Genomic DNA, 26,913 nt, shown 5'->3' on the forward strand with positions numbered 1-26,913 from the left:
GTTCAACACTTCATTAATTTCTCGACGAGCAGATAGCTGATATGGATGACTTCAAGACACTCATCGCCTACTCCCGCAAGAACGCCCTGCGACGGATGATCCGTTGCCTGTTTGCCGAAAACATTCTGGATCGCTCGGGCCTGCGCTTCTCCGCAGCCGGCAACGAGGCCACGTACGCGCTGAAAGACGGCCGTTCCCAAGTGTTCTTTTCCAACATCGCCAAGGGCCCGGCGGACACCGTGGTCAACGACGGCGACGTGATCCTGATGACCGATGAAGGCGTACGCCAGGTGATCTACACCCATCAGGACTTGCTGGATGTGCTGCGCGACAGCTTCGATTTCGAGCCGACCGATGAAGGCATCGCCGGGCTCAAGTCGGACATGGAAAACAGCCTGATGAACGACGCCCATGCTCGTCAGCATCGCCAGCAATGGAACGCACGACTGGCTGCCGCCGCCCGGGAACAGGGCCTCGACAGCCTGACCGATTACCTGCGCCAGCACGCCAGCACCAAGGACGCCGCGATCCTCCTCGACCAGTGGGGCTCGCTGGAAGGTCACCCGTATTATCCGACGTGGAAAGCCCGGCCGGGCCTGAGCGACGAAGAAGTCGAGCAACTGTCGCCGGAGTTCAACGCCCAGGTGCCACTGCGCATTGCCGCGTTGCGCGCCGACATGGCGAAAAGCGAAAGCATGCCCCACGTGACGGACTACCACACCTGGTTCGCCAGCAACTTCCCGACTCAATGGGAGCAATGGAAAGCGTCGCTGAACGACAAGGGCCTGGACGAATCCCAGTGGCTGCCACTGCCGATTCACTCATGGCATCTGCAGGCTTACGTGCTGAAAAATTTCGCGGCGGAAATCGCAGAAGGCATCCTCATCATCGACGGCCCGGACATCCAGACCCTGCCGACCATGTCGTACCGCACGATGATGCCGGTACTCAAGGAGAGTGCGCCGCTGATCAAGTTGCCGATTGCCGTGTGGATGACCAGCGAGCTGCGCAGCCTGCAGGCCAAGTCGATCCACATGGGCCCGCGCATCAGCACCGTCATCACGAAGATCCTCGAGGTCGAAAACGGCTTCGACCAGCGACTGGAAATCTTCCCGGAAGAAATCGGCGTGCGCTACAAGAACGCGATCACTCAGGACGACCACCCCGGCCGGCATCTGTCAGTGGTGTTCCGCGCCAGCCAGCAAGCGTTCGAGCGCACCGATGAGTGTCTGCCGATCACCGTGGCTTCTCTGTTCACTCGCTTGCCGGGCAGCGGCCGGCCGTTGTTCACCGAGTTGATCGAGCGCGATGGCGTTCGGGCCAATGCCGCCCAGGTCGAAGACTGGTTCCGTCAGTACGCCAAAGTGGTCACCCATCCGGTGATTGCAATCTACTTGATGTACGGCATCGGGCTTGAGGCGCACCAGCAGAACACGATGGTGCTGTTTTCTCCGGATGGCAAAGCACGTAGTCTGCTGATCCGCGATTTTGGCGATGGCAGGACCTACGCTCCATTGCTGGAAGGACGCGGCTACACCCTGCAACCGCATGTGCAGCCGGGCATTCTGCCAACGGTGTTCGAAGGCGATATCGAGCCGGTGCGCATGTTCGTGCTTGACGCGGCGTTCCTCACGCATCTGCATGAAATGGCCTTGTGGCTGACCAAGGAGTACGCGCTGGACAACAATCGGATGTGGGACATTCTGCGTGAAGAAACCGAGCAGGCTTTTACCGCGGTGCGCGAGCGTGTCGCGCCGGATCTGTGGGAAGTCGAACGCAAGGCCTTCCTCAATGATCCGTGGCCGACCCGTTCGTTGTTGCGCATGCACATGATGCAGTACTCCAACTACCGGATTCAGCACACGCTGACCAATCCGCTCAATGTCGTTCAATAACCGAGGCTGACCCATGACCCATGCAGGTGCCATCGCGGGTTCGCGTGTAAGAGTCCTGATTTATCTTCTGTTCGCGATCCAGCTCATTTCGATGGGCGCGATGGAAATGAGCGGGCCGTTCTGGCCCGTCCACCTGCGTGGGCTGACCTCGTCAGACTCGCTCTTCAGCTTCGCCAGCATCGCCGTGTACGTCGGGCCGATGCTGGGCATTATTCTGACCAGTGCATTCTGGGGCCGTATCGGCGACCGCTACGGCCACAAGTTGATGATGATCCGCGCCCTCGCCGGCCTGTCATTGACCCAGCTTGGGCTGGCCCTGTGCAGTGACATCTGGGTGATCCTGATCCTGCGCTTCCTGCAAGGCGCCTTCGCCGGTTACATCGCCCCGGCCCAGGCCTATGGCGTGAGCATCGAAGCGCCTTCGCGGCGGGCGCGGCTGTTCGCGATCCTGCAGATTTCCACCAACGTCGGCTCGTTGCTCGGTGCGGTGGTCGGCGGCCTGATCCTCGATTACGCGACGTTCTTCTGGATCAACATGATCGCGGCGGTGCTGTGCGCCATCTGCACCGTGGTCGCGGCCGTGACATTGCCGGACGTGCCGCCAGTGAAGAAAGCACCGGTTGCCGATAAAGAAGCTCCGGTCAGCCACAACACCAGCGTCTGGCAAGGCACACCCCTGCTGTCGCTGCTGGGTGTCATGGGCATTTTGCTGCTGGCGCGGATGCTGCCGCAGACGTCGTTCTCGCTGTATGTCAGCTCGGTGTTCGAGGTCAGCAACTCGGTGGTCGGGCTGTGCTACGGCTTACTGGCGCTGGGTTTCATTCTGTCGGCAACCGCGTGGTCGCGTTACTTCGAACACCGTAGCCAGCAGGACACTCTGCAACGCATTACTTATGTCGTCCTCGGCTGTATTGCGCTGACGGCACTCGCCGGCGTCACGCGTAATCCGATCGTATTCGTCGGCGCTTACTTCATCTGGGGCGTATTGCTGGGCGCCACGACGCCGGTACTGATGGCGCTGATCTCCAAGACCGCCGACAGCTCACGCCAGGGCTACGTGTTGGGCATTGCCCAGAGCACCGCACAGTTTGCGTCCATCGCCGGCATCTCGGCCGGTGGGCTGCTCAGCCAGGTCTACGGTTTGCAGTACACCTACCTGTTTGTCTGCCTCGCCTACATCCTCGCGCTGATACCCATCGTTGCGTTGCGCTACCGGCCCATGGTCATGCAACCGAGCCAGATCCCGCCGGGCGACTGATCAAGGAGTTTGCTTTGAACATTGAACAACTGCGCGCCGACACCCCGGGTGTCGAGCAACTGATTCATTTCAACAATGCCGGCGCAGCGCTGATGCCAGACCCGGTGATCGAGGTGATGACCCGTCACCTGCAACTTGAAGCCCGGATCGGCGGTTACGAAGCCGCCGGGCAACAATCCGTTGAAGTGGAAAATGTCTACGAGCACATCGGTCAACTGATCAACGCTCGTCCCGAGGAAATCGCGGTCATTGAAAACGCGACCCGCGCCTGGGACATGGCCTTCTACTCATTGCCGCTGCGGCCCGGCGATGTGGTGCTGACATCAACCACCGAATACGCCGGCAACTACATTCCCTATCTGCAACTCAAGCAGCAGCGCGGGATCGAGATCAGGGTCATTCCCAACGATGAACAGGGCCAGGTGTCATTGCCGGCGCTGCGGGACATGCTCGGCGATGACCGGGTTGCCCTGGTGTCGCTGCCGGTGATCGCCACCAACGGCGGCCCGGTGCAGCCCATCGAACAGATCGGCGCCCTCGCCCGCGCGGCCGGGGTTCTGTTTCTGCTGGATGCCTGTCAGGGCGTCGGGCAGATGCCGATCGATGTGCAGAAAATCGGCTGTCATATGCTCGCTGCCACCAGCCGCAAATACCTTCGCGGCCCTCGGGGCATGGGGTTTCTCTACGTCGAAAAGACCTTGTGCGAAAACCTTGAGCCGGCGTTTCTCGACCTGCACGCGGCTTCATTGCTGACACCGGACACCTTCAGGATTCGTGGAGATGCCAGGCGTTTCGAAAACTGGGAATGCAACGTTGCCGCGAAACTGGGCATGGGTGCGGCGGCCCGGTATGCCCTGATGCAAGGCATCGAGCCGATGTGGCAGCGCATTCAAGGATTGTCAGTTCACCTGCGCAATCGCCTGAACGACGTACCCGGCGTCACGCCGCAGGATCGGGGCGCGGTCAAGTCTGGCATCGTCACCTTCACCTGCGAGGACGCCAGCGCGGCGCAAGTCCAGACATGGCTGGCGCAGCAGGAAAAACGCATCAACGTCACCACCTCGACCTTCCGCTCGACCCTGCTCGACATGCAGCAACGGGACCTGCTGGAAGTCAGCCGCGCATCGTTGCACGCCTACAACACCGAGGCCGAAATCGACGCCATGGTAAACGCGTTGTTGAGAATGCCCCGCGCCTGAAAACGGATGCTGATTCGCGCTTGCGTCGCGGGCTCTTTGTACACTAGCATTGGGAATACTTCTCAATTGCAAAACACTGCAGCCATGAGCGAAACCCTTCCCGCGAACAACGACAACCATCTGCGCGTGATCGAAGCGCTGTACAGCGGTCATCACGGCTGGCTGTACAACACGCTGAAGAAAAAACTGGGTAACGCCATGGATGCGGCGGATCTGGCGCAGGATACCTTCACCCGGATCCTCGCCTCCCAGGTCACGACCATCGAGCAACCACGGGCGTACCTGAGTTGCGTGGCGAAGGGCATCCTCATCAACTGGTATCAGCGCAAGGCACTGGAACGCGCCTACCTCGATGCCCTCGCGCATTTGCCGGCGCCGGAAGTGCCCTCCCCCGAGTTGCGTTTTGTGGTGCTGGAAACCCTGCACGAAATCGACGCGATGCTCGACACCCTGCCGCCGCTGGTCAAACGCGCGTTCCTGCTGTCGCAGATCGGTGGTTTGAAATACGCCGACATCGCCGAGCAGCTGGACGTCTCGCTGATCACCGTCAAGCGCTACATGAAACAGGCTTTCGTGCAGTGCCTGATGCTGGTGGAATAAATGCTCACGCGCCGCAGTGAACCACCGCTCGATCCGAAAATCCTCGAAGAAGCCGCCGAGTGGCTGATGCGTCTGAGTGAAAACGACCTCAGCGAAACCGAGCGCGCGGAATGGGAATACTGGAAAGTCAGCAGTCCCGAGCGCAATCGGGCGTGGGCACGCGCGCAGTTGCTGCAAAGCAAGTTCGGCGGCCTGCCACCGTCGCTGGCGATGTCGGCGCTGGATCGCCCGAGCAACCCGGAACGCCGCGCAGCCCTCGGCAAACTGGCCTTGTTGCTGGCGGCGGTGCCGGCCGGTTGGGGCAGCTGGAAACTGGCGCAATCGCAGCAATGGTCCGCCGATTACCACACCGCCGTGGGCCAGCGCCGCGAACTGACCCTGGCCGATGGCTCGCAAATCACCCTGAACACCGACACGGCCATCGACGTCCTTTTCGACACCCGGCAGCGCCTCATCAATCTGCGCGAAGGCGAAATCCTCGTGCAGACCGCGCCGGACAACGCCGCGCAACCTCGGCCTTTTCTGGTCAGCACCCGGCAGGGCCGGATGCAGGCGCTGGGCACGCGCTTTACCGTTCGTGAATGGCAGCCGCGCACCCAACTCGCGGTCCTCGAAGGCGCCGTCCAGGTCGAATTGGCCGACAGCCCCCAGAGCGCGCCGATCATCGTCAACGCCGGGCAACGTACCGACTTTTCATCGCAGGCTTTTGGCTCACTGAACCCGACCGACCGCAACGTCGGCGCCTGGACCCAAGGCATGCTGATGGCCGACAAGATGCGCCTGGCGGATTTCGTCGTCGAACTGGCGCGCTATCGCCGGGGTTTCGTGCGCTGCGACCCGGCCATTGCCGACTTGCGCATTTCCGGGGCCTTTCCCATCAGCGATACCCAACGTTCGCTGAACATGCTGGCGCAGACCTATCCCGTGCACGTCTCCGGGCACTTGAGCGGTTACTGGGTGACGCTCTCACCCGCCTGAGCAAAAAAATCACCTCGCAGGTGATACTTTTTTTGATCTCGGCTGGCAATGAAAGGAACAACCATTCCATCTCGTCCATAGGGTCACTCCTTCATGCTCGTTGCACGACCCTTGCCTCCGGATCGTCTGCTACTAAAGCCCGTTCTACGCAGTGTGTTGCTCAGCGTTGTGCTGGGCCTGGCCGGTGGCACGTTCGCTCTGGCCGCCGGACCGGCGCAACTGGATGCGGTGACCGTTCGAGCCTACAACATCGCGCCTGGGCCGCTCGGCGTGACCCTGTCGAGTTTTGCTGTGGACGCCGGGATTGCCCTGTCGTTTCAACCATCGATCACCGAAGGCCTCGTCAGCCCGGGATTGTCCGGCAGCTACTCGGTACAGGAAGCGGTAACCCGCCTGCTGGAGGGCAGCGGCCTGGAAATGGTCGCCCGCAGCGACGGCACCTGGACGCTGGTGGTACGCCGGGTCACGTTGTCGGACACCACGATCGAAGGCACCGACAGGCGCAGCGACAGCTTGCCGTCGGTACTGCCGGGCGGTCAGGCCGCTCGCGGCGGACGTCTCGGCATGCTGGGCAACCGCGACGCGATGGACACCCCGTTCAGCGTCAGCAGCTACACCTCGACGCTGATCAAGGACCAGCAGGCTGTCACCGTCGGCGACTTGCTCGAGCGCGACTCTTCGGTGCGCTCCACGGGACAGGCTGGAGGGATTGTCGACTCGTTCTTCATCCGTGGCTTTCCGGTCGGCGAAGGCAACCTCGGTGAACTGGCGTTCGACGGCGTGTACGGCGTGGCCTCCAATTACCGGGTGTTCACCGAATACGCCGAACGCATCGAACTGGTCAAAGGCCCCGGCGCCCTGCTCTACGGCATGTCACCCAACAGCGGTGTCGGCGGCGTGATCAACGTGGTACCCAAACGTTCGCTGGACGAAGACCTGACCCGCTTTACCACCAGTTACGCCTTGAATACCCAGGTCGGCGGTCACGTCGATGTCAGCCGCCGCTTCGGCGAAGAACGCCGGTTCGGGGTGCGAATCAATGGCAGCGTCCAGCAAGGTGAAACGGCCATCGACAAACAATCGCGGGAAGTCGGCATCGGCGCGATTTCCCTCGACTATCAGGGCGACCGACTGCGCACCACCCTGGATCTGATCAACCAGAAAGAGAGCTTTGACGCCGCGTCCCGACCGTTTCTGATCGCTCCCGGCGTGGAGATTCCTTCAGCAGCCAACGGGCGCACCAGCGTCAGCCAGGAATGGGGCTGGTCGGAAACCCGCGATAAATCGGCGTTATTGGGTGGCGAATACGACCTCAACGACAACCTGACGCTGTTCGCCCATGCTGGCGGAGGCCGATCGGATGTCGCGCGCATGTCCGACCAGACACCGACCATCATCAACGAAGCGGGCGACACCTCGTCGATCCCCGGCTATTACAAATTCGAAGTCCAGCGCTACACCGTCGACGCGGGTGCACGCCTGCGTTTCGACACCGGGCCGATCAGTCACAGCGCTGCCCTGCAAGTCACCCGTTACCGCGATAACTTGTCCCGGGGCATTATTTCCGGGCCGGCGATCCTGTCGAACATCTACCACCCGATCGACCGTCCGAAACCCGCGATCGCCAAACCGGATACGCCAAAGGTCTCCGAAAGCGAACTGTCGGGCGTGGCCCTCGCCGACACCCTGTCGGTGCTCGACGAACGCCTTCAAGTCACGCTCGGCGTGCGCCAGCAAAACATCAAATCGGATAACTACAACGCGGCCGGCTTCGTCACCACACATTACGACAAGAGCAAATCCACGCCGCTGTTCGGGGTCGTCGTCAAGCCCTGGGACCATGTCGCGTTCTACTACAACTACGTCGAAGGCCTGAGCAAGGGTGACATCGCGCCGTCCGCCGCCTCCAACGCGGGCGAGATCTTTTCACCTTATGTGTCCCGCCAGCAGGAAGTCGGGGTCAAGCTCGATTACGGCCGTTTCATGTCCACCATCGCCCTGTTTCAACTTGAAAAGCCCAGCGGCGAATTGGCATCCGGGGTGTTCGCGGTCAATGGCGAGCAACGCAACCGTGGCGTCGAACTGAACATGGCCGGCGAGATCGCATCAGGCACGCGCCTGCTCGGTGGCGTGACACTGCTCGACGGCGAACTGACCCGCACCGGCGTTGCCGCCAATCGCGGCAATAAACCGGTCGGTGTTCCCGAGGTGCAAGCCAACCTCTGGGCCGAATGGGACGTCCCGAAAGTCGAAGGCCTGACATTGACCAGCGGCGCCATTTACACCGGCAGCCAATACGTCGATCAGGCCAACACCCAACAACTGGACGCCTGGACCCGCTTCGATGTCGGCGCCCGCTACGCCACGCGCATCGCCGAACGACCGACCACTTTCCGGGCCACCGTGCAGAACGTGTTCGACCGAGAATATTGGTCAGGCGTCGCCTCTTACGGCGCGTTCTCTCAAGGCGCACCTCGGACCCTGTTGCTCTCGGCCACTGTCGATTTCTGAAACGTCCGGCCCGGTGCGGCGCCTGGCGTCGTGGTCCGATCCGGCTTTTGCAAAGGCATACACCATGGTTAACGTTTTTCGCCGCCGCCAGACCTTCGCCGCCCTGCTGTTTGCGGGGCTGCTGGGCCTGTCCTTGTCTTCCTTGATGCCGAGCAGCGCGCAGGCTGCCGAGCCGGATCCGGCCCTGGGCACCGTGACTGATTTGCAGGGCCGCACGGTCAAGGTTCACCTGCCGGTCCGCCGGGTGATCCTGGGTGAAGGTCGGCAGTTGTATCTGGTGGCCGCGCTGGATACGCAGAACCCCATCGAACGCATCGTCGGCTGGCGCAAGGACCTGATCCAGTCGGACCCGGACACTTATAACGCCTACCTGCGCAAATTCCCCGACATTGCCAAGATCCCGACCTTCGGCGGTTTCGAGAGCGGCACCTTCGACATCGAACAGGCGATTTCCCAGAAGCCTGACGTGATCATCCTCAACATCGAAGCCCAACACGCGACCGAGGATGCACGCTACATCGAGAAACTCGACGCCCTGGGCATTCCGGTGGTGTACGTCGACTTTCGCAACAACCCCATGCAGAACACCGAGCCGACCATGCGCCTGTTCGGCAAGTTGTTCGGCAAGGAACAACGCGCGGAGGCCTTCATCGATTTTCGTAACCAGCAGATCCATCGCGTCACCGACGTCATCGAAAAGCGCCACCCTGCCCGTCCCAGCGTGTTCATCGAGCGCATAGGCGGCTACACCGATGACTGCTGCCTGAGTTTCGGCAACGAGAACTTCGGTCTTTTCGTCGACATGGCCGGCGGCAACAACATCGCCCGTCGGATCATTCCGAGCACCTTCGGGCAACTGAATCCTGAGCAAGTGATCGTCGCCAACCCCGACCATGTCGTGGTCACCAGCGCCGACTGGGAAGCCTTTGCGCCGGGCGGTCACTGGGTCGGCGTCGGCCCGGGCGCGGACCTGGCCGAAGCCCGGCGCAAACTGGCCTGGTACACCCAGCGCCCGGCCTATGCCGGCATCAAGGCGCAGAACACTCAGGCGTTTCATGCGATCTGGCACCAGTTCTACAACAGCCCTTACCAGTTCGTGGCCATTCAGCAATTGGCCAAGTGGTTCCACCCGGAACTGTTCGCCGATCTTGATCCGGATGCCGCGTTTCGCGAGTTGCATGAGCGGTTTCTGCCGGTGCCGTATGAGCCGGGCTATTTCGTCAGCCTGCAAAAAACCGAGGCCAAACCATGAGTTCGCTGGGCGAAGCACCGATTGTGCAGAGTGTCACCTACCGTCGGCTGGTGCTGCGTAAACGGCTGATCTTGCTCGGGCTGAGCGTGTTGCTGATCTTCAGCGTGCTGCTCGATCTGGCCCTCGGCCCGGCGCAATACAGCCTTGGTGAAGTACTCAAAGCGTTGTTCTCACCGGACACCGCTTCGGCACAAGTCAGGGTGGTGATGTGGGACATCCGTCTGCCGGTGGCGTTGATGGCGGTCGCTGTCGGCGCGGCGCTGTCGCTGGCCGGTGCGCAGATGCAGACCATCCTCAACAACCCGCTCGCCAGCCCCTTCACCCTCGGCATTTCTGCGGCGGCCGGTTTCGGTGCGGCCCTCGGGCTGGCCTTCGGCGTGGCGCTGTTTCCGCTGGCGGCGCAATACATGGTGCCGCTCAACGCGTTCATCATGGCGATGCTCTCGGCACTGCTGATCCACTTCATGAGCATGCGTCGCGGGGTGACAGCCGAAACCATCGTGCTGCTCGGCATCGCCCTGGTGTTTACCTTCAATGCGCTGCTGGCGCTGGTGCAGTTCTTCGCTACCGAACAAGCCGTGGCGGCCGTGGTGTTCTGGACCATGGGCAGCCTGACCAAAGCCACGTGGCCGAAACTCGGGGTGATCTGCGTGGTGATCCTCATCACTCTGCCGATCTTCGCCAAACGCGCGTGGGCGATGACCGCCCTGCGCCTGGGCGATGACAAGGCCGCCAGCTTCGGCATCAACGTGCGCAGCCTGCGTTTTCAGACGCTGATCATGGTCAGCCTGCTCGCGTCGTTTCCGGTGGCGTTCGTCGGCACGATCGGTTTTATCGGGCTGGTCGGGCCGCACATTGCGCGGATGCTGATTGGCGAGGATCAGCGGTTTTTCCTGCCGGCCTCGTTGCTGACCGGTGCGCTGATCCTGTCCGCCAGTTCGGTGGTCAGCAAGACGCTGATCCCGGGGGCGATATTCCCCATCGGCGTGGTCACGTCACTGATCGGCGTGCCGTTCTTCATTTCTCTGATTCTCAACGGAAAGAAAAACTCATGGTGAAGATCCGGCTCGACAACATCGGCGCCCGCTACGGGCAGCGCGAGATCATTTCCGGTGTCAGCACCGCGATGTTTACCGGCGGCCAGGTCGTGGCGGTGGTCGGGCCCAATGCGGCGGGCAAATCGACGTTGTTCAAACGCATGGCCGGGCTGATCGACGGCCCGGGCGAAGTGATTCTCGAAGGTTCGAAGAAAGGTACCCAAGGCATCAGCTATATGCCCCAGGGCCTGAACGCCAGCGCCCGGTTGACGGTGTATGAATCGGTGCTGCTGGCGCGCAAGCAACTGACGCCCAACTGGTCGGTTCACGACGATGAATTGCAATTGGTGGACGAGATTCTCGATGCGCTCGGGATCACCGAACTGTCGTTCCGCAACCTCGGCGAACTGAGCGGTGGCCAGCAACAGTTGGTGTCAATCGCCCAGACCCTGGTGCGCGAGCCGGAAATCCTGTTGATGGACGAACCCACCAGCGCACTCGACATGCACCGGCAAGTTCAGGTGCTGAACTTCATGAAAGCCCTGGCGCGCCGGCGCGAAGTGATCGTATTCATCGCCATTCACGACCTGAATCAGGCGCTGCGCTTTGCCGATCAGGTGCTGGTGATTGCCGGCGGCACGGCCCATGGCAGCGGGCCGAGCCATGAAGTCATCACCGAGCCGATGCTGCGCACGGTTTACAAGGTCGAGGCACGAATCGAGCAATGCAGCCGCGGGCAGCACCATATTCTGATCGACGATATTGTTTGAGGGTTACCCCGTCAGACTGCAAAGGCAGGGATGCCGAAAGCTATTGGGTGTCGGGTAAAAACGTCAGGCAAGCGAAACCGGTCTTGGTACGCCATTGCTGGATGGCTGAACACTCTCCCGATCGCCGGCCAGGCTCAAATTTCCAGCTCTCGTGTCACCTCTTTATCGGGTGGCAACACAATAAAATCCCGCCATGCCATCAAGGCTTTTTCAAAGGATTCCAGACTGAGAAATTCACAATAATCGTCTTCCATCAGGAAATAGATCTTTACGGAGTCCTTTGAAAACTCTGATCCCCAATCTTCACGACCCCAGCTATCGAATTCGACCTTTGACTCCTTCACCGATTTGATCCGCGCCAGACCCACGTCTATCCACTCCAGCGAGTGTATATGCCCGCAGCCCCCATCATCGGTCAGGATGCAAGACAAAGGGCTCGCACCATCGTCCTTCATGACGTTTGAACTACAGTGCGGAAACAAGTCGTCGAACGCTTCTTCCCAGGAGAATCGCAATTTCATTTTTGGTTCCATGCACCAGAGATAACTGATCGATAGGGTTTGACACTCAAGCACCAGCCTCAGAGCAGACTCCACGACACCCCGACATACATCGCCATGCCCTCGCCCGGCGTTGAGCGTGCGGCATCCAGTCCTTTATCGTCATAGCCCGGCGTAACTGTAGCGGCGTAGTGCTTGTCGGTCAGGTTGCGCATGTCCAGCCAGGTCTGCCAGTCGCCCTTGGGTGCGTTGTAACCGAGGGTCGCGCCGAAGGTGGCGTAAGGGTCGGCGTAGTAGCTGTTGGCGTAATCCACCGCCACTTTCGACACCAGTTGCGTGTTGACGGCGGCGAAGAAGCCCTGCGGGAAGTCGTAGCGCAGTTCGCCCTGGTAGTAATGCATCGGCAAGCCCGGCAAGCGGTTGTCGTCGAAGCGATCGTCGTCGCGATAATGGAAATCGCTGAAGGTGTAGGCCTGACGCAGGCTCAGCTTGCCGCCGTCGTTCGCTGACCACAGATTGCTGTTGAGGCTCGCCTCCACACCTTGGTGCACCGTAAGACTGGCATTGAGTTCATAAGGCGTAGTGGCGTTAGCATCCGGCAATACCGAGAGCAATTCGTGGCGCACCTGGGCGTAATACCAGGCCAGGCTCCATTCGCCGAGTGAGCTGTCGCCACGGCCGCCGAGTTCCAGGGTGGTCGCGGTCTGGTTCTGCAGTTTGACCGGATCACGCTGAGTGCCAGTGGCGGCGCCGCTGCCGGCCGGGAACCGTACGCTGGAGCTGTAGATCAGCGACCACGGATGCGGCGCTTCGACCGAGCGGCTGAGGTTGCCGAACAGTTGCAGGTCTGGCGTCACCTGATAGCGCAGACCCAGGCGTGGCGCGTAGTCCCAGTCACCGAGGCTGGTCTTGCCGCCACCCTCCGGGTAGGTCACGGCACTTTCGCGGCGAGTGTAGATCGCGGCGAGGCCGGTGGTCAGCCACAGGTCGTCGGCGACTTCCAGGTCGTTGCCCACATGCAGAACAGAATCCGAACCCTGATAAGTGAAGTTGCGCATGTGCGTACCCGGCGCATAGCCGGCGGTGTTGCCGGTGGGAATCCGCACCAGCTCGCTCGCACCGTCGTTAGGCAAATGTTTGGTCACCCGCAGGCCAACCGTGCTGTGACTTTCGAGGCCCCAGAGAGTGTCGCGGCGCTTGTAGTCGAACGTGCCGCTGACATCGGTGTACGCGACCTTTAAACGGTTCGGGCCTTCGCGCAGGTCCATCGGGTAGTCGTGATAAACGAGGCCGGTCTGGATGCTCGAATCGTCGTCGATGTAGTACGTGGTCTTGTTGCCGATGAAGGTGCTGCCCGGTTGATCGCGGCTGTCGTTGCGCGTCACGTAGGCCGGGTTGGCCGCCCGTGGATCGTGCTCGATGGCGTGCTTGGTCACCCGCCCGGCTAGGTCGTTGTCGGTCTCGCGGTGACGAATGTAGAAGCGGGTTTCCAGATTCGGATTGAAGCGATAACCGAAGTTGGCAATCACGCCCTGGCTCTTGCTCGCGGTGTGATCCTGATAACCGTCGGAGTGTGCATCGGTCATCGACAGGTAGTAATCGAAGTCGCCCAGCACCTGGCCCGAGCTGACTTGCCGCTGGGCATAACCGTGGCTGCCCATGACGTAGCGCACATTCAACCGAGGCGCGTTGTAGCCGGTGTGGCTGACGTAATCGACTGCACCGCCCAGTGCCAGGGCCCCACGATCGAAACCGTTGGCACCGCGCAACACTTCCACATGGTCGAGCCACAGCGGTTCCAGCAACTCATAGGGCGTACCGCCGGGGCCGGTCAGCGGCAGACCGTCGAGCATCGTGTACAGCCCCGACGCGTGAGCACCAGGAGCCCGATTGATGCCCGAACCACGAATCGAGATTTTCACCCCCTCGTTGCCCGCCGACTGGGCATACACCCCCGGCTGATACGCCAGCACATCCTGATTGCTCGCCACCCGCCCCTGCATCGGGCGGCGCATATCGACCACGTTGGTGCCACCGGGCACCTGTGCCAACCGGGCCTTGGCCTCCTCCAGCGAAAGGTCTTCGCCGCTCTGGTCTTCAGCCCCGATCAGCACCTGCCCCAACTCCATGCCCTGAGACTCGGCTTCCACCGGACAAGCAAGGGCCAGCCCCAGCAATGCAGCGGGCAGTGTTTTGAGCGAGGGCATCGAGAGAACTCCAGACAGACAGAAACGGGCAGTGAGAACTGCGACGTATGAATGAACGAAGTAAACACATGGCGATTTTGTTTTTTGTCAGGTAAACAGGCGGCTGAAATGCTGGATTGTGATTTGAACGAGGGAGATGCAGGGATGGCCGAAGCAGTATTGAAGACGAAACTGGTCAATTTTCTGGCCCCCAGCGGACTCTGGGTTGGCGGGAAGGTGACGGTGACCCACTCCACGATTTTCATGAACGCCAATGCCATGAACCGTATGGTTCAGGACGGGGTTCTGGATATTGAAATCCCCATGGCATCGATTCGAAAGGTCAGCCTGGAATGGGGGTTCATGACCAAGATTGTGTGTCTGGAAACCGACTACGGCTACTTTTACTTCCGTTGTTTCGGGGCGAAAGAGATGGTGTCAATGATTACCAAAATGTACGTGTCGCGGGCCTTGCAACGCACCTAGTGAACGGGACTTGATTCAAATGCCCTTGAGCCCTCGGACCTCTCTGATCGGCATCAAGGGCCCGGGGCCAATATCAGGCAGCGCCCGCGAAGTCAGCGTCCATCGCGGGCCGATCGTAATCGAGAAGATACGCTTGATGGCGGTGATACAGCCTTGAAAGCAGATCCTTGTTGGGCCCGACCACGTCCATTCCTCGGTCGTCGTAAGGGAAAACCATCACTTCGGCCTTCAAATTGAACAGGTAGACCGCGCAGCGTGGATTCGGCGCAATGACGCCAAAGTCCGTGGCCAGTGCGCACCAGAGCAATGCTTGAAGCGACTTTGCGGGCGCCTCGAATGCGAGGTTGATCCAGTACTCGGGTTCGCTTTCGCAGAACCAGTCATCCGGATCAGTGCGTTCACTCCAGATCGAGCGTGCTGCAGGTATCTCGATGCCAGCCGACCGAAGGGCCTGAAGCAACGCTCGATGGGCAAATCGCTGACCGCCGGAGTGAAAGCGCAGACAGGTCACCAGCGTGGGCTCGCCACTGAAAATGTCGGTGCAGATCTCGGTCGATTTTCGCAAGGCCAACAGGAACTGTTCGATCATCCCTCCCGTTTCGGAGAGTTCGAAACGCAGTCCTCCCGGGCAGGAATAAAACAGCGGCCTTGCGAAGGCCTGCTCGGAAAAAATCCGCTCGATTTCAAGATGAAGATTCACTGAAGTCCTTTCCGGTCAATATGGCTCGGGCGGCTATCGCGCCTTATCAATTCTTGCACTTGGCCACCACCACCTGGCAGGTACCGGGTGTCCCGCCGGAGCGGCCGGCGTAGCGCATGCAGTTATCCATGGATTTTTTCTGTGCCTGGCCCAGGGTCGATCCCCAGGCCAGACCACCCTCGCCCATCGTCGGCACCGCTTTGGCATAGCAGCGATCACCGGTGGTCGCGTAGTGAGCCTTGCTTGAGCAGGACGCTGTGAGCGTCAACAGGATCGCGCACAGGCCATACGAGCATCGGCGTACCCAGATTTCGCTCATCTCGTTTCACCTGCAGCAAAGGGGGCTGACGTGTTCAGTCTAGCCGCGATGACTCGCAAGCCGCTCATTGTTCCGTCGCCTGTCGATACTGACGCGGCGTGAATCCGGTCGAGGCCTTGAATTGTCGGGTAAAAGCGCTGTGATCGGTATAGCCGCATTGCAGTGCAACCTCGGTGATCGGCATGTCGGTGTGAAGCAAGCGATGGGCATGTTCCAGTCGTACTTTCTGGATCATCTGCCGTGGCGTCAGGTGGAACACCCGTTTGCAGTAGCGCTCCAGCTGCGCCACCGAGATACCGGCGATCCGGGTCAGTTCACCCAGCGTCACCCGGCGATTGAAATGCGCGCGGATGTGTTCGTCGACAGCGGCCAGACGCTCGAAGGCCGGGTGGGTTTCGCTGGCCGATTGCAGGTCCACCGAAATCCCCGCCAGGCCGATGATCTCGCCGTCGCGGTTGTACAGCGGTCGTTTATGGGTCAGGCACCAGCCTGGTTCGCGACTGCCGTACAGGTGCAATTCCAGCTGATCCTCCAGCACCCACCCTTCTTCCAGCACCCGACGGTCCTGCTCGGTGTAGCCCGGCCCCAGTTGCGCCGGGAATACCTGCACGCTGGTTTTACCGAGCAACGGTTTCAGGTCTTTCAACCCGCATCGCTGCACCAGCGTGCGGTTGGCCATGACATAACGCGCCTCGACATCCTTGATGAAAATCGCTGCATTCGGAATCACATCCAGCATCGGCAACAACGCAGCCACGCCCGCCACCAAGGCTTCGAGGGTCTGGGGGCGATTGCGCTCATCACCCTCGCACAGGATCGCAAATGCGTTCTGCATCGTCAGTTTTTCCTTCGCGGATGGATCGGCTGTACGGCGTTCGCGTGCAGATTGCAGCAACGTCCGCAGCCTGTCGAGGCCTGCTGTCGTTCAGTGCAATTGTGCTGATTTCGTCATCCAGACCTGCGCAAAACATCAATCGTCCGACGCCTGATGAGTTCACTGTTTAGCCGTTCCAGTGACTTCACACCTGCCTATCCAATAACTCACAAGAAGGCGATGCCATGTCAGGCCAAGGCAAGTTCAAAAAACAACTTTCATTGATCGACCTCACCTTTATCGGGCTCGGGGCGATCTTCGGTTCGGGCTGGTTGTTCGCGGCCAGTCACGTCTCCGCGATTGCCGGGCCGGCCGGGATTTTCTCCTGGCTGCTGGGCGGTTTCGCCGTGTTGCTGCTGGGCATCGTCTACTGCGAACTGGGTGCGGCGTTGCCCCGCGCCGGCGGTGTGGTGCGCTATCCGGTCTACAGCCACGGGCCGCTGCTGGGTTACCTGATGGGCTTCATCACGCTGATCGCGTTTTCCAGTCTGGTGGCGATCGAAGTGGTTGCCTCGCGCCAATATGCGGCGGCGTGGTTTCCCGGCCTGACCAAAACCGGCAGCGGTGATCCGACAGTGCTGGGCTGGCTGGTGCAGTTCGGTCTGCTCTGCGTGTTCTTCCTGCTCAATTACCGCAGCGTGAAAACCTTCGCCAAGGCCAACAATCTGGTCAGCGTGTTCAAGTTCATCGTGCCGCTGCTGGTGATTGGTGTGCTGTTCACCTTCTTCAAACCCGAGAATTTCCAGGTTCAAGGCTTCGCCCCCTTCGGGCTCTCGGGCATCGAGATGGCCGTTTCCGCGGGCGGCGTCATCTTCGCCTACCTCGGCCTGACCCCGATCATCTCGGTGGCCAGTGAAGTGAAAAACCCACAGCGCACTATCCCGATTGCGCTGATTCTTTCCGTGCTGCTGTCCACCGCGATCTACGTGTTGCTGCAAACGGCCTTCCTCGGCGGCATCCCTACCGAGCTGCTCGCCAATGGCTGGGCCGGGGTTTCCAAGGAATTTGCCCTGCCGTATCGCGACATTGCCCTGGCGCTCGGTGTGGGCTGGCTGGCCTATCTGGTGGTGGCCGACGCGGTGATCTCGCCCAGCGGCTGCGGCAACATCTACATGAACGCCACGCCACGAGTGATCTACGGCTGGGCGCAGACCGGCACCTTCTTCAAAATCTTCACCCGCATCGATGAGAAGTCCGGCATCCCGCGCCCGGCACTGTGGCTGACCTTCGCCCTGTCAGTGTTCTGGACCCTGCCGTTCCCGTCCTGGGAAGCGCTGATCAACGTGGTGTCCGCCGCACTGGTATTGAGCTACGCCGTGGCCCCGGTCACCGTCGCCGCGCTGCGTCGCAATGCACCCGACATGCCGCGCCCGTTCCGGGTCAAGTGCATGGGTCTGCTGGGGCCGGTGTCGTTCATCATCGCTGCGCTGATCGTCTACTGGTCGGGCTGGGACACCGTGTCCTGGCTGCTCGGCCTGCAGATCCTGATGTTTGTCGTGTACCTGCTGTGTGGTCGTTTCGTGCCGACCCAGCATCTGAGCCTTGCCCATCAAGTGCGCTCATCTGCGTGGCTGATCGCCTTCTACGCCGTGACCATCGTCCTGTCGAAACTCGGCACCTTCGGCGGTCTGGGCATCCTCGCCCACCCTTTCGACACGCTGGTCGTCGCCGCTTTCGCCACCGGCATCTATTACTGGGGCGCCGCCACTGGCGTACCGGCGCATCTGCTGCGCCTGGAGTCCGAAGAGGATGAAAGCGAAGTCACTTCGACGTCCCCGGCCTCCGCTTCCAACCCGCGCGCTGCCGGCGCTTATTGAAATCTCTTGAAGGGACACGTCCATGAAACGAGTACACGTCATTGATTCGCACACCGGCGGCGAACCCACGCGCCTGGTGATGAAGGGTTTCCCCGATCTGCCCGGCAACACCATGGCCGAAAAACGCGACGTCCTGCGCAACCAGCACGACCGCTGGCGCCGGGCCTGCCTGCTGGAGCCTCGCGGTAACGACGTGCTGGTGGGTGCGCTGTATTGCGAACCGGTGTCGCCGGACGCCACCTGCGGCGTGATCTTCTTCAACAACGCCGGCTATCTGGGCATGTGCGGTCACGGCACCATCGGTCTGGTGGCCTCCTTGCAGCACCTGGGGCTTATCGCCCCGGGCGTGCACAAGATCGACACGCCGGTCGGCCCGGTCAGCGCGACGTTGCATGAAGACGGTGCCGTGACCCTGGGCAACGTGCCGGCTTATCGATTGCGCAAACAAGTGGCGGTTGAGGTGCCGGGGTACGGCCGTTTCCTCGGCGATATCGCCTATGGCGGCAACTGGTTTTTCCTGGTGTCGGAGCACGGCCAGACGCTGACGATGGACAACGTCGAAACCCTGACCGACCTCACCTGGAAAATGCTCAAGGCCCTCGAGGTCCAGGGCATTCATGGCGAGGACGGTGCTGTCATCGACCACATCGAACTGTTCGCCGATGACGACCACGCCGACAGCCGCAACTTCGTCATGTGCCCCGGCAAAGCCTACGACCGGTCACCGTGCGGCACCGGCACCAGCGCCAAACTCGCTTGCCTGGCCGCCGACGAAAAACTGGCGCCCGGCGAGCGCTGGGTACAGGCGAGCATCACCGGCAGCCAGTTCGAAGGTCGCTTCGAATGGGAAGGTGAACGCGTGCGCCCGTTCATCACTGGCCGCGCCTATATGACTGCCGACAGCACGCTGCTGATCGACGAAACAGATCCATTCGCGTGGGGCATCTGAGCCGCTGCGCTGCTTTTCCAATCCAATCCGAATGACCGTTCCAAGGAGAACAATAATGAGCGACAACATCTTCACCGGCTGCATGCCCGCCCTGATGACCCCGTGCACCGCCGCACGCAAACCGGATTTCGACGCCTTGGTGGCCAAGGGTCGCGAGCTGATCGATACCGGCATGAGCGCCGTGGTCTATTGCGGTTCCATGGGTGACTGGCCGCTGCTCACCGAGGCCGAGCGTCAGGAAGGCGTGGCGCGCCTGGTGGCTGCCGGGATTCCGACCATTGTCGGTACGGGCGCCATCAACACCCGTGAAGCAGTCTCCCATGCTGCCCATGCCGCAAAAGTCGGTGCTCAGGGTTTGATGGTGATTCCACGGGTACTGTCCCGTGGCGCTTCGCTCGCCGCGCAAAAAGCCCACTTTGCAGCGATTCTGCAGGCCGCGCCGAACTTGCCGTCGGTGATCTACAACAGCCCCTACTACGGCTTCGCGACCCGCGCCGACCTGTTCTTCGAACTGCGCCGCGAGTACCCGAACCTGATCGGCTTCAAGGAATTCGGCGGTGGCGCCGACCTGCGCTACGCCGCCGAGCACATCACCTCCAAGGACGATGACGTGACGCTGATGGTGGGTGTCGACACTCAGGTCGTGCACGGTTTCGTCAACTGCAACGCCACCGGTGCAATCACCGGCATCGGCAACGCCCTGCCTCGCGAAGTGCTGCAACTGGTGGCGCTGAGCAAACAGGCGGCCAAGGGTGACGCCAAGGCACGACGTCAGGCCCGGGAGCTGGAATCGGCGCTGGCGGTGCTGTCGTCCTTCGATGAAGGCACGGATCTGGTGCTGTATTACAAACACCTGATGGTGCTCAACGGCGACAAGGAATACACCCTGCATTTCAACGAGACCGATGCCCTGAGCGACTCGCAGCGTCGCTACGCGGAAGCCCAGTACGCGCTGTTCCGTCACTGGTACGAAAACTGGTCGGCGGAACAGAAATTCGCCTGACCGGCCGCTTCGCTTCAGCCCGCCGCCCACATCCGCGGCGGGCCTTCATTCTTTTCCAGGAACCTGCCATGTCTCTTACGGGCAAACTGCTGATCGGTCAGCAAACTATCTCGGGTGATCGCGAGATCATTCAAGGGATCAACCCGGCCACTGACTCACCGCTGGAGCCCGCTTACGCCGGTGGTTCCGCCGAGCATGTCGAACAAGCCTGCGCACTCGCCTGGGCCGCGTTCGACCGCTATCGCGAGACAGCGCTGGACGCACGCGCTGAATTCATCGAATCCATTGCCAACGAAATCGAAGCCCTCGGCGATGAGTTGATTGAACGCGCCATGGCCGAAACCGGCCTGCCGCGCCCTCGCCTGTTGGGCGAACGCGGGCGTACCTGCCAGCAATTGCGGCTGTTCGCTCGTACTGTACGAGCCGGCGAATGGTTGGATGTGCGCATCGACAGCGCCCAACCACAGCGTCAGCCAATGCCACGTTCGGATCTGCGTCAACGTCAGATTGCGCTGGGGCCGGTGGCGGTGTTCGGCGCGAGCAATTTCCCCCTCGCGTTCTCCGTCGCTGGCGGCGATACCGCTTCGGCACTGGCCGCCGGCTGCCCGGTGATCGTCAAGGCCCACGGCGCTCACCCCGGCACCAGCGAACTGGTCGGCCGCGCCGTGGCTCGGGCCGTCGAGGCGTGCGGTCTGCCTGAGGGCGTGTTCTCGTTGCTGTACGGTTCCGGGCGCGAGGTCGGCATTGCGCTGGTCAGCGATCCACGCATCAAAGCGGTGGGGTTCACCGGTTCGCGCAGTGGGGGCCTCGCGCTGATCAAAGCGGCTCAGGCTCGCCCCGAACCGATTCCGGTGTATGCGGAAATGAGTTCGATCAACCCGGTGCTACTGTTTCCCGCCGCGTTGCACAATCGCCCGCAAGCGCTGGCAGAAGGATTTGTCGCCTCGCTCACGTTGGGCGCCGGGCAGTTCTGCACCAATCCCGGGCTGGTGATCGCCCTCAAGGGGCCAGCGCTGGACACCTTCATTGGCGCCGCCGCCGAGCTCATCCAGCGCAGCCCGGCCCAGACCATGCTCACGCCCGGCATTTTCAATGCTTACGAGTGCAGCGTGAATGCACTGGCGGAAAATCCGCGCGCACGTCTTGCAGTGGTCGGCCAGAGAGGAACAGGTCCGAATCAGGGGCAGGCCCATGTCTTCATCACCGATGCTGCGGACTTTCTTGCCGATCACGCGCTGCAAGCCGAAGCGTTTGGCGCGGCGTCTCTGGTCGTGCAATGCGCTGGCCACGATGAGGTCCGTCAGGTGCTCGAACAGCTGGAAGGTCAACTGACCGCCACGCTGCATCTGAATGACGAGGATCTGGATCAGGCCCGTTCATTGCTGCCGACACTGGAACGCAAGGCCGGACGCCTGCTGGTCAACGGCTGGCCGACCGGTGTGGAAGTGTGCGATGCGATGGTGCATGGCGGGCCGTTCCCGGCCACGTCCGACCCGCGCACCACGTCGGTCGGCACGGCGGCGATCCTGCGATTCCTGCGCCCGGTCTGCTATCAGGACTTCCCCGACGCCTTGCTGCCCTCCGCACTCAAACAGGCCAATCCACTGGCACTGCGACGCCTGCTCGATGGCCAGAGGGAAGCCTGAAACCATGCCGAACATCACCCATGACATCGCCGTGGTCGGCGCCGGCATCATCGGCGTTGCCTGCGCCCTGCGTCTGGCGCGACAGGGTTTGCAGGTGGTCGTGATCGACCCGCAGGAACCCGGTCACGGCGCATCGTTCGGTAACGCCGGACACCTGGCGACCGAGCAGGTTTTTCCGATTGCCGATCTGTCGATCCTCAAGCGCTTGCCGGCCATGCTCATGGACCCGATGGGGCCGCTGCGCCTGGACTGGAAATACCTGCCCTGCGCCCTGCCCTGGTTCACTCGGCTGTTGCTGAATCTGCGCTCGGCGCCGTTCCAGCGCACGGTGGCAGGTCTGCGAGCGCTCAATGAGAGTTCGCTGGAGGCCTGGCACCGGTTGCTCGGCGACATTCAGCGTCCCGAGCTGCTGAAGGTGGAAGGTTCGCTGCTGGTGTTCGAACGGCCCGAGTCACGCCCGGCCATTGAAGCGTTGCAGGCGCGCTTGCGTCAGCAACAGGTTCCGGTCGACCTATGGCAGGCATCTGCGGTGCGTGACAGCGCGCCGCAACTGAGCGAACACCTGCAGGGCGGGTTGTTTTTCCCGAGCACCGGACACTTCATCAATCCGTACCGGGTAGTGTGCGAACTGGTCAGCGCCGCCAAGGCCAGCGGCGTGCAGTTTGTGAAGCAACGGGTCGAGGGCGGGCAACTGGATGCACAGGGCGTTTCGCTCAATACCGGAACCGGCAACTTGAACGCCCGTCGAGTACTGATCGCCTGCGGTGCTCACTCGGCCAGGCTGACGACAGCGCTGACGGGCAAGAAAGTGCCGCTGGACACCGAGCGCGGTTATCACCTGATGCTGCCTCAGGAACACAACCGGCTGCCCTTCCCCGTTACGTCACTGGAACGCAAGTTCATCATGACGCCGATGTCCGAAGGCTTGCGCCTGGCGGGCACCGTCGAATTCGCCGGGCTTGAAGCGCCGCCGACCATGGCACGCGCCTGGCAATTGCATCGGTTGAGCAAGGGGTTGTTCCGTGAGGCGTTGAGTGCCGAGGCGGCCACACCGTGGATGGGGTTCAGGCCCTCGCTACCGGACTCGCTGCCGATCATCGATCAGACAGACGACGGCAAGGTACTGCTCGCGTTCGGGCATCAGCATCTGGGGCTGACGCAGGCGGCGGTGACGGCGGAGCTCGTGTTGCGGATGGTTTCGCCGCTGGCAGCGACTCGGGGTGAGGAACTGCCGAGTGTCGAGCCTTACAGGCTGGATCGTTTCTGAAAACGCGAAAGGCCTGCTTTTGAGGGCAGGCCTTTCGCTTGGCGATAAATTTTCAGGAAGGCATTAGCCAGTGTCGTTCAGTGGTCCATCCGAGAAACACCTTCCCGCCTTCGCGCTTCTGGCGACTCTCAGTCAACGGATGCCCGGATGCTGCTATACGCAACCCGATCATGGCCGGTAAAAACTTTTCCTGAAACTCACTGGATTGAGCCGCAAAATGCATTTCAATGGTCTTGAGTGCACCCTGCAACTGAACCGGATCCAGCATCGACAAATAAAACAACATCTGACGCCAGGCATAGGCCGTATTTTTCAACATGACCAAGCGTGCGTGGTAAAGCCGGATCTGAATTTGTTGGCGACGGCAAACCCATTCGAAGCACGACTGAGCCATTGCACTCAGGCGATCATGCAACACCTCTCTCAGTCCCAGAACACCAAACAGCGTTGCCAGATTCTGTGTTGTCACGATCTGTTGCTGCTCGATAATGGTGCCGTTGGTTGCAGGATGCCGGGTACCGATATCGACATTTGCACGCTGAGCGCACAGTCGGGCCAGCGCATCGTTGTTGTTTGTCGAACGTTGCCAATACGTTTTGGTGCGCCTCGATTTCGGCGGGTCGGGAAGACCTGCCAACTGATCCGTATCGATATCGTAATATCGGGCGTAAAGCGATCCAGTCAACATACGGGCTGATTGCCTGGCGGCCTTCACGAATTTATTCGAGAAAGCGCCCATGAAGATGTCTGCCGCGACCTCCTCCACGATTGGAAGATCCAGCTTCGCCGTTTCAACCAGGGACGAAAATTCCTGAAGCAATTTGTTCGGAATAATCGCTTGTGGAAACGCCGAGAGAGTCAGTGCTGACGCTTCGATCAGGGCCTGTTTGGCGCCTTCGACCGCAGATACGTTCGCTTCATACTCACTTTCAAGCGCAGACACCCACGGAATATCTCCGATTTTCACCTGACGTTGCATATCCAATAGCAACAAAGAGCGTCGACGCCTGAAAGCTCGATACGTAGCGACAGACAATGTCTTCAGCATTGCATCTCGATATCCCGCACTACAGATTTCCGCCGTCATGGCCGGCAGTACTCGCGCCACCGTATCTCCGGATGTAATCACACCCTGGTCAATCAACTCCGCGACGGTTCCCTTGCGACAGCGTTCGAGGCGTCGACGAACCGAGGGGGGAACGGCGTCTCCAACCATTAATGCATGTAGGTTCGCCTCCTCATTGGTGATGGGTTCCAACAGAGGGGAAAAGTCAGAAATACCTTCAGAGTCTGGATAACTCGTCAGACGCGCGGAGACAGCCTTGGCAATCAGATGATGTGCCGACGCGTTCACGTGATGGCGTTGCTTTGCTCGCTTATTGGAGTGTGCTTCGGATTCTGGATGGCCATGCTTGGCCAGAAAGTCATCGACAATCTTCCGGATACGTCCCACTTGACGCCCCGTCAGCGATGCCGGATCAAAGGAGCACTGCTTGAGCAATGCATGCAACTCCACCACCCGGTTCATGGAGTAGCCTGCACTGCGGGGATCAGACTCCAATGTCTTTTCAAACTGTGCGCCAAGCGCAATTGCACGTTCGAACCAACCCTCAGGGTAATACCTGCAAGGCCAGCTTTCCTGATAGGTCAGAAGGAAAAGCGAGATGGCTGCGTCGTAGAGAGGCAAGCTGTTTTCGACAACGTGTTTTTGAACAGCCACACGCGGTTGAGGTGCAAGAGTGGCCAAACGCTGGCTGATATAACCGACATTAAAAACCTCAACTTCAGCCACCGAGAATGCTTGCTTGTCAGTGACTGTCGGAAAGAAACGTAGTCGTTCGAAAAAAGGCGCAATCTGCTCAATCAGCGTTCGTGCTTCCTCGATGCGCTGGTGCTTCAGAAACCAGGCAATTGTCAGCAGTGCAGCCTCTTCCGGCACATCGATTTGATAATTCCCTTTCGCCAGACACTCTTGAAGCGATCCAACGCCTTCATCTGAAAGATGCCAGGTATTTAAATCGAGTCGTTCAAACCCGACGCGAATGCCGGGGATCAATGCAGCCAACCGGCACTCATAAAGCGTTAACTCGCCGCCGGCCAGAAACTTGCCAGTGGCAAAGCCGCCAGTGGCCACCTCCAACGTGACCCATTCGGGCAAATCCGCAAACGGTGTGCGTGAACCGTACAGCGCGCTGCCCTGCACGAGATGCTCGACAACCTGTCGCCAACGCTCGATCCGATCAAGCATTTGTGGGTCAGCGTCGTTTTCTCGTGCCGCGGTCAGCGCTCGAGATAGTTGAGAGTGCGCATAACCGTCATTTATCCCGACAAACGCATCCGATTCACTATCGTGCCTGGACATACTTCCTTGCGACCCTGCGTTGTAATGGGTCCGGGGGCTGGATTCGAACCAGCGCCCACCCGGTTAAGAGCCGAGTGTTCTACCGCTGAACTACCCCGGAACAGAGCGCGCATTGTCGACTGGCAATGAAAAGATGTGAAGCTCAATCTTGGGGATTTTGTTGCAGTTTGGTTCTGATCCTTCATCTTTTGATGAACCGGCGTCATGCTATGCTCAGAACACGTAGACAAGGGTTTTCCAAATGACTAAACCAGCCGCTGACAGTGTTGCAACCGAGGTTCGCAAGCTTGCCAAGGAACATCACGTCACCGCCGACCGTGACAGCATGAGCTGCATGGCGGTGACCATTACGCGCCTGGCGGGTGATGTCGTTGAGCTGGATGGCGTTGAGCAATTACTCGTCAATCTCAAAAGGAAAGGTGTTCTGAACAAATCGGAAATCATGACATTTCAAGGGCGTTATCTTGAGGAAAAGAGGCGGTCCAAAAAGAAGCTGAGCGCATGATGTTCGACCCTTTCGGCGATTTTGACACTAACGGCTATCTTCAAAATTCACTGAAGCTGAAAGATCCCCTCGAGGTAAAAGAATCTGAACATCTCGCTTTCGAAGCGAGTCTCGAAGACGCTCTTTCCTATCTGGCCAAGAGAAAACCCATCGATTACAAATCTGTCCTCAAAACGCACGAAATCCTGTTTTCCGGTTTCTATCCATGGGCCGGAAAGGACAGGAACGAACTCGTACCCCACCTCGCCGTTTTCAAGGGATCAAAAGACGATCCTCGCCACACGGTTTTTGAACGTCCCGACCTCATCAGAAGGTCTGTGGAATACGCCCTTGAACTTGCTGCAAACAAAGAGCGTTTCAGAGAACGTCCGGGAGAAGTAATGGGCCAGCTCGCATCTGCTCACCCTTTTCTGGATGGCAATGGGCGCACGATCCTGCTCATTTACATGGAACTGTGCTACCGCACGAGATTCGCCATTGATTGGTCAAATACGAACAAAGACGACTACCTGCGAGCACTCAGTGATGAGATCCAAAACCCATTCAAAGGCCATCTCGACGACTATCTGAAGCCCTACGTTCTCGATATCTCCAGCCGTGACGAATGGCCGGAAATGATCGGTGGAATAAAGGGTCTGGATGGGCTGGATAAAGAAGGCATTACCTACGAGAACCTCGACAGTCCAGAAGTGCAGCGGCTCTATAAAACGTATAGAACACCGCCCATCGAATGACCTTCACGTTTAGAGGACCGCAGTAGAAACAAAAGGCCTGCTTTTGAGAGCAGGCCTTTCACATT

23 protein-coding genes and 1 tRNA gene are annotated in these 26,913 nt (G+C 60.2%); 17 read left to right on the forward strand and 7 right to left on the reverse strand.

Features of this window, described 5'->3' with window-relative positions; translation table 11 throughout:
• The first annotated feature begins 41 nt into the window (after positions 1-41).
• The 9 genes from AC3WRD_RS19035 to AC3WRD_RS19075 all read left to right on the forward strand — a co-directional run bounded on the left by AC3WRD_RS19035 (position 42) and on the right by AC3WRD_RS19075 (position 11,500).
• Positions 42-1,895, forward strand: a complete 1,854-nt coding sequence (locus AC3WRD_RS19035; protein WP_102622460.1) for an IucA/IucC family protein — start codon at positions 42-44, stop codon at positions 1,893-1,895.
• Between the two features lie 13 nt (positions 1,896-1,908).
• A complete protein-coding gene (locus AC3WRD_RS19040) occupies positions 1,909-3,153 on the forward strand; it encodes an MFS transporter (protein WP_102622459.1) in 1,245 nt (414 codons plus the stop codon).
• 14 nt (positions 3,154-3,167) lie between these two features.
• On the forward strand, positions 3,168-4,352 hold the full coding sequence (locus AC3WRD_RS19045; protein WP_102622458.1) for an aminotransferase class V-fold PLP-dependent enzyme: 1,185 nt from the start codon (positions 3,168-3,170) through the stop codon (positions 4,350-4,352).
• Positions 4,353-4,436: 84 nt separating this feature from the next.
• A complete protein-coding gene (locus AC3WRD_RS19050) occupies positions 4,437-4,952 on the forward strand; it encodes a sigma-70 family RNA polymerase sigma factor (protein WP_096820691.1) in 516 nt (171 codons plus the stop codon).
• Positions 4,953-5,930, forward strand: a complete 978-nt coding sequence (locus AC3WRD_RS19055) for a FecR domain-containing protein (RefSeq protein WP_102622457.1) — start codon at positions 4,953-4,955, stop codon at positions 5,928-5,930.
• A gap of 93 nt (positions 5,931-6,023) precedes the next feature.
• Entirely contained in the window at positions 6,024-8,441 is a 2,418-nt protein-coding gene (locus AC3WRD_RS19060; protein ID WP_102622456.1) for a TonB-dependent receptor, read from the forward strand.
• Positions 8,442-8,505: 64 nt separating this feature from the next.
• Entirely contained in the window at positions 8,506-9,693 is a 1,188-nt protein-coding gene (locus AC3WRD_RS19065) for an ABC transporter substrate-binding protein (RefSeq protein WP_102622455.1), read from the forward strand.
• Positions 9,690-10,751, forward strand: a complete 1,062-nt coding sequence (locus AC3WRD_RS19070) for a FecCD family ABC transporter permease (RefSeq protein ID WP_102622454.1) — start codon at positions 9,690-9,692, stop codon at positions 10,749-10,751. The genes AC3WRD_RS19065 and AC3WRD_RS19070 overlap by 4 nt, the downstream gene beginning before the upstream one ends.
• On the forward strand, positions 10,745-11,500 hold the full coding sequence (locus tag AC3WRD_RS19075; RefSeq protein WP_102622453.1) for an ABC transporter ATP-binding protein: 756 nt from the start codon (positions 10,745-10,747) through the stop codon (positions 11,498-11,500). Before AC3WRD_RS19070 ends, AC3WRD_RS19075 begins: the two co-directional genes overlap by 7 nt.
• Before the next feature lie 134 nt (positions 11,501-11,634).
• On the opposite strand, the gene AC3WRD_RS19080 is transcribed toward AC3WRD_RS19075, so the two are convergent.
• A complete protein-coding gene (locus AC3WRD_RS19080) occupies positions 11,635-12,021 on the reverse strand; it encodes a DUF5376 family protein (protein WP_096820685.1) in 387 nt (128 codons plus the stop codon).
• A gap of 59 nt (positions 12,022-12,080) precedes the next feature.
• Positions 12,081-14,207 carry a TonB-dependent receptor family protein gene (locus tag AC3WRD_RS19085; RefSeq protein ID WP_102622452.1) on the reverse strand — a complete coding sequence of 709 codons (2,127 nt, stop codon included), beginning with the start codon at positions 14,205-14,207 and terminating at the stop codon, positions 12,081-12,083.
• 51 nt (positions 14,208-14,258) lie between these two features.
• Here AC3WRD_RS19085 and AC3WRD_RS19090 point away from each other — a divergent pair, with 51 nt between their 5' ends.
• Complete coding sequence (locus tag AC3WRD_RS19090) at positions 14,259-14,672, forward strand: hypothetical protein (RefSeq protein WP_256580657.1); 414 nt, start codon at positions 14,259-14,261, stop codon at positions 14,670-14,672.
• A gap of 73 nt (positions 14,673-14,745) precedes the next feature.
• On the opposite strand, the gene AC3WRD_RS19095 is transcribed toward AC3WRD_RS19090, so the two are convergent.
• From AC3WRD_RS19095 to AC3WRD_RS19105, 3 genes are all read right to left on the reverse strand, one after another.
• Complete coding sequence (locus tag AC3WRD_RS19095; protein WP_102622451.1) at positions 14,746-15,372, reverse strand: DUF3885 domain-containing protein; 627 nt, start codon at positions 15,370-15,372, stop codon at positions 14,746-14,748.
• A gap of 46 nt (positions 15,373-15,418) precedes the next feature.
• Complete coding sequence (locus AC3WRD_RS19100; protein WP_102622450.1) at positions 15,419-15,691, reverse strand: hypothetical protein; 273 nt, start codon at positions 15,689-15,691, stop codon at positions 15,419-15,421.
• A gap of 64 nt (positions 15,692-15,755) precedes the next feature.
• Positions 15,756-16,526, reverse strand: a complete 771-nt coding sequence (locus AC3WRD_RS19105) for an AraC family transcriptional regulator (protein ID WP_102622449.1) — start codon at positions 16,524-16,526, stop codon at positions 15,756-15,758.
• A 224-nt stretch (positions 16,527-16,750) separates the two neighbouring features.
• On the opposite strand from AC3WRD_RS19105, the gene AC3WRD_RS19110 reads away from it, so the two are divergent.
• The 5 genes from AC3WRD_RS19110 (at position 16,751) to AC3WRD_RS19130 (ending at position 23,247) form a co-directional block, all read left to right on the forward strand.
• Complete coding sequence (locus tag AC3WRD_RS19110) at positions 16,751-18,382, forward strand: APC family permease (RefSeq protein ID WP_102622448.1); 1,632 nt, start codon at positions 16,751-16,753, stop codon at positions 18,380-18,382.
• Positions 18,383-18,404: 22 nt separating this feature from the next.
• Positions 18,405-19,331 carry a 4-hydroxyproline epimerase gene (locus AC3WRD_RS19115; RefSeq protein WP_102622447.1) on the forward strand — a complete coding sequence of 309 codons (927 nt, stop codon included), beginning with the start codon at positions 18,405-18,407 and terminating at the stop codon, positions 19,329-19,331.
• A 55-nt stretch (positions 19,332-19,386) separates the two neighbouring features.
• The gene (locus AC3WRD_RS19120) at positions 19,387-20,334 is read left to right on the forward strand and encodes a dihydrodipicolinate synthase family protein (RefSeq protein WP_102622446.1); all 948 of its coding nucleotides are present in this window, start codon (positions 19,387-19,389) and stop codon (positions 20,332-20,334) included.
• A 68-nt stretch (positions 20,335-20,402) separates the two neighbouring features.
• Positions 20,403-21,980 carry an aldehyde dehydrogenase (NADP(+)) gene (locus tag AC3WRD_RS19125; protein ID WP_102622445.1) on the forward strand — a complete coding sequence of 526 codons (1,578 nt, stop codon included), beginning with the start codon at positions 20,403-20,405 and terminating at the stop codon, positions 21,978-21,980.
• 4 nt (positions 21,981-21,984) lie between these two features.
• Positions 21,985-23,247, forward strand: coding sequence for an NAD(P)/FAD-dependent oxidoreductase (locus tag AC3WRD_RS19130; RefSeq protein ID WP_102622444.1), 1,263 nt, complete (start codon positions 21,985-21,987; stop codon positions 23,245-23,247).
• Positions 23,248-23,299: 52 nt separating this feature from the next.
• Here AC3WRD_RS19130 and AC3WRD_RS19135 read toward each other — a convergent pair whose 3' ends face one another.
• Positions 23,300-25,609 (reverse strand): hypothetical protein, encoded by a 2,310-nt coding sequence (locus AC3WRD_RS19135; RefSeq protein WP_102622443.1) that lies wholly within the window; start codon positions 25,607-25,609, stop codon positions 23,300-23,302.
• 25 nt (positions 25,610-25,634) lie between these two features.
• Positions 25,635-25,709, reverse strand: a tRNA-Lys gene (locus AC3WRD_RS19140).
• 141 nt (positions 25,710-25,850) lie between these two features.
• Between AC3WRD_RS19140 and AC3WRD_RS19145 the strand changes: the two genes are divergently transcribed.
• Positions 25,851-26,114: a hypothetical protein gene (locus tag AC3WRD_RS19145; protein ID WP_102622442.1), complete on the forward strand. Its 264-nt coding sequence runs from the start codon at positions 25,851-25,853 to the stop codon at positions 26,112-26,114.
• Positions 26,111-26,848 carry a Fic/DOC family protein gene (locus AC3WRD_RS19150; RefSeq protein ID WP_102622441.1) on the forward strand — a complete coding sequence of 246 codons (738 nt, stop codon included), beginning with the start codon at positions 26,111-26,113 and terminating at the stop codon, positions 26,846-26,848. The genes AC3WRD_RS19145 and AC3WRD_RS19150 overlap by 4 nt, the downstream gene beginning before the upstream one ends.
• Positions 26,849-26,913: the final 65 nt, after the last annotated feature.

The sequence above is a fragment of the Pseudomonas sp. FW215-R2 genome, assembly GCF_058789255.1.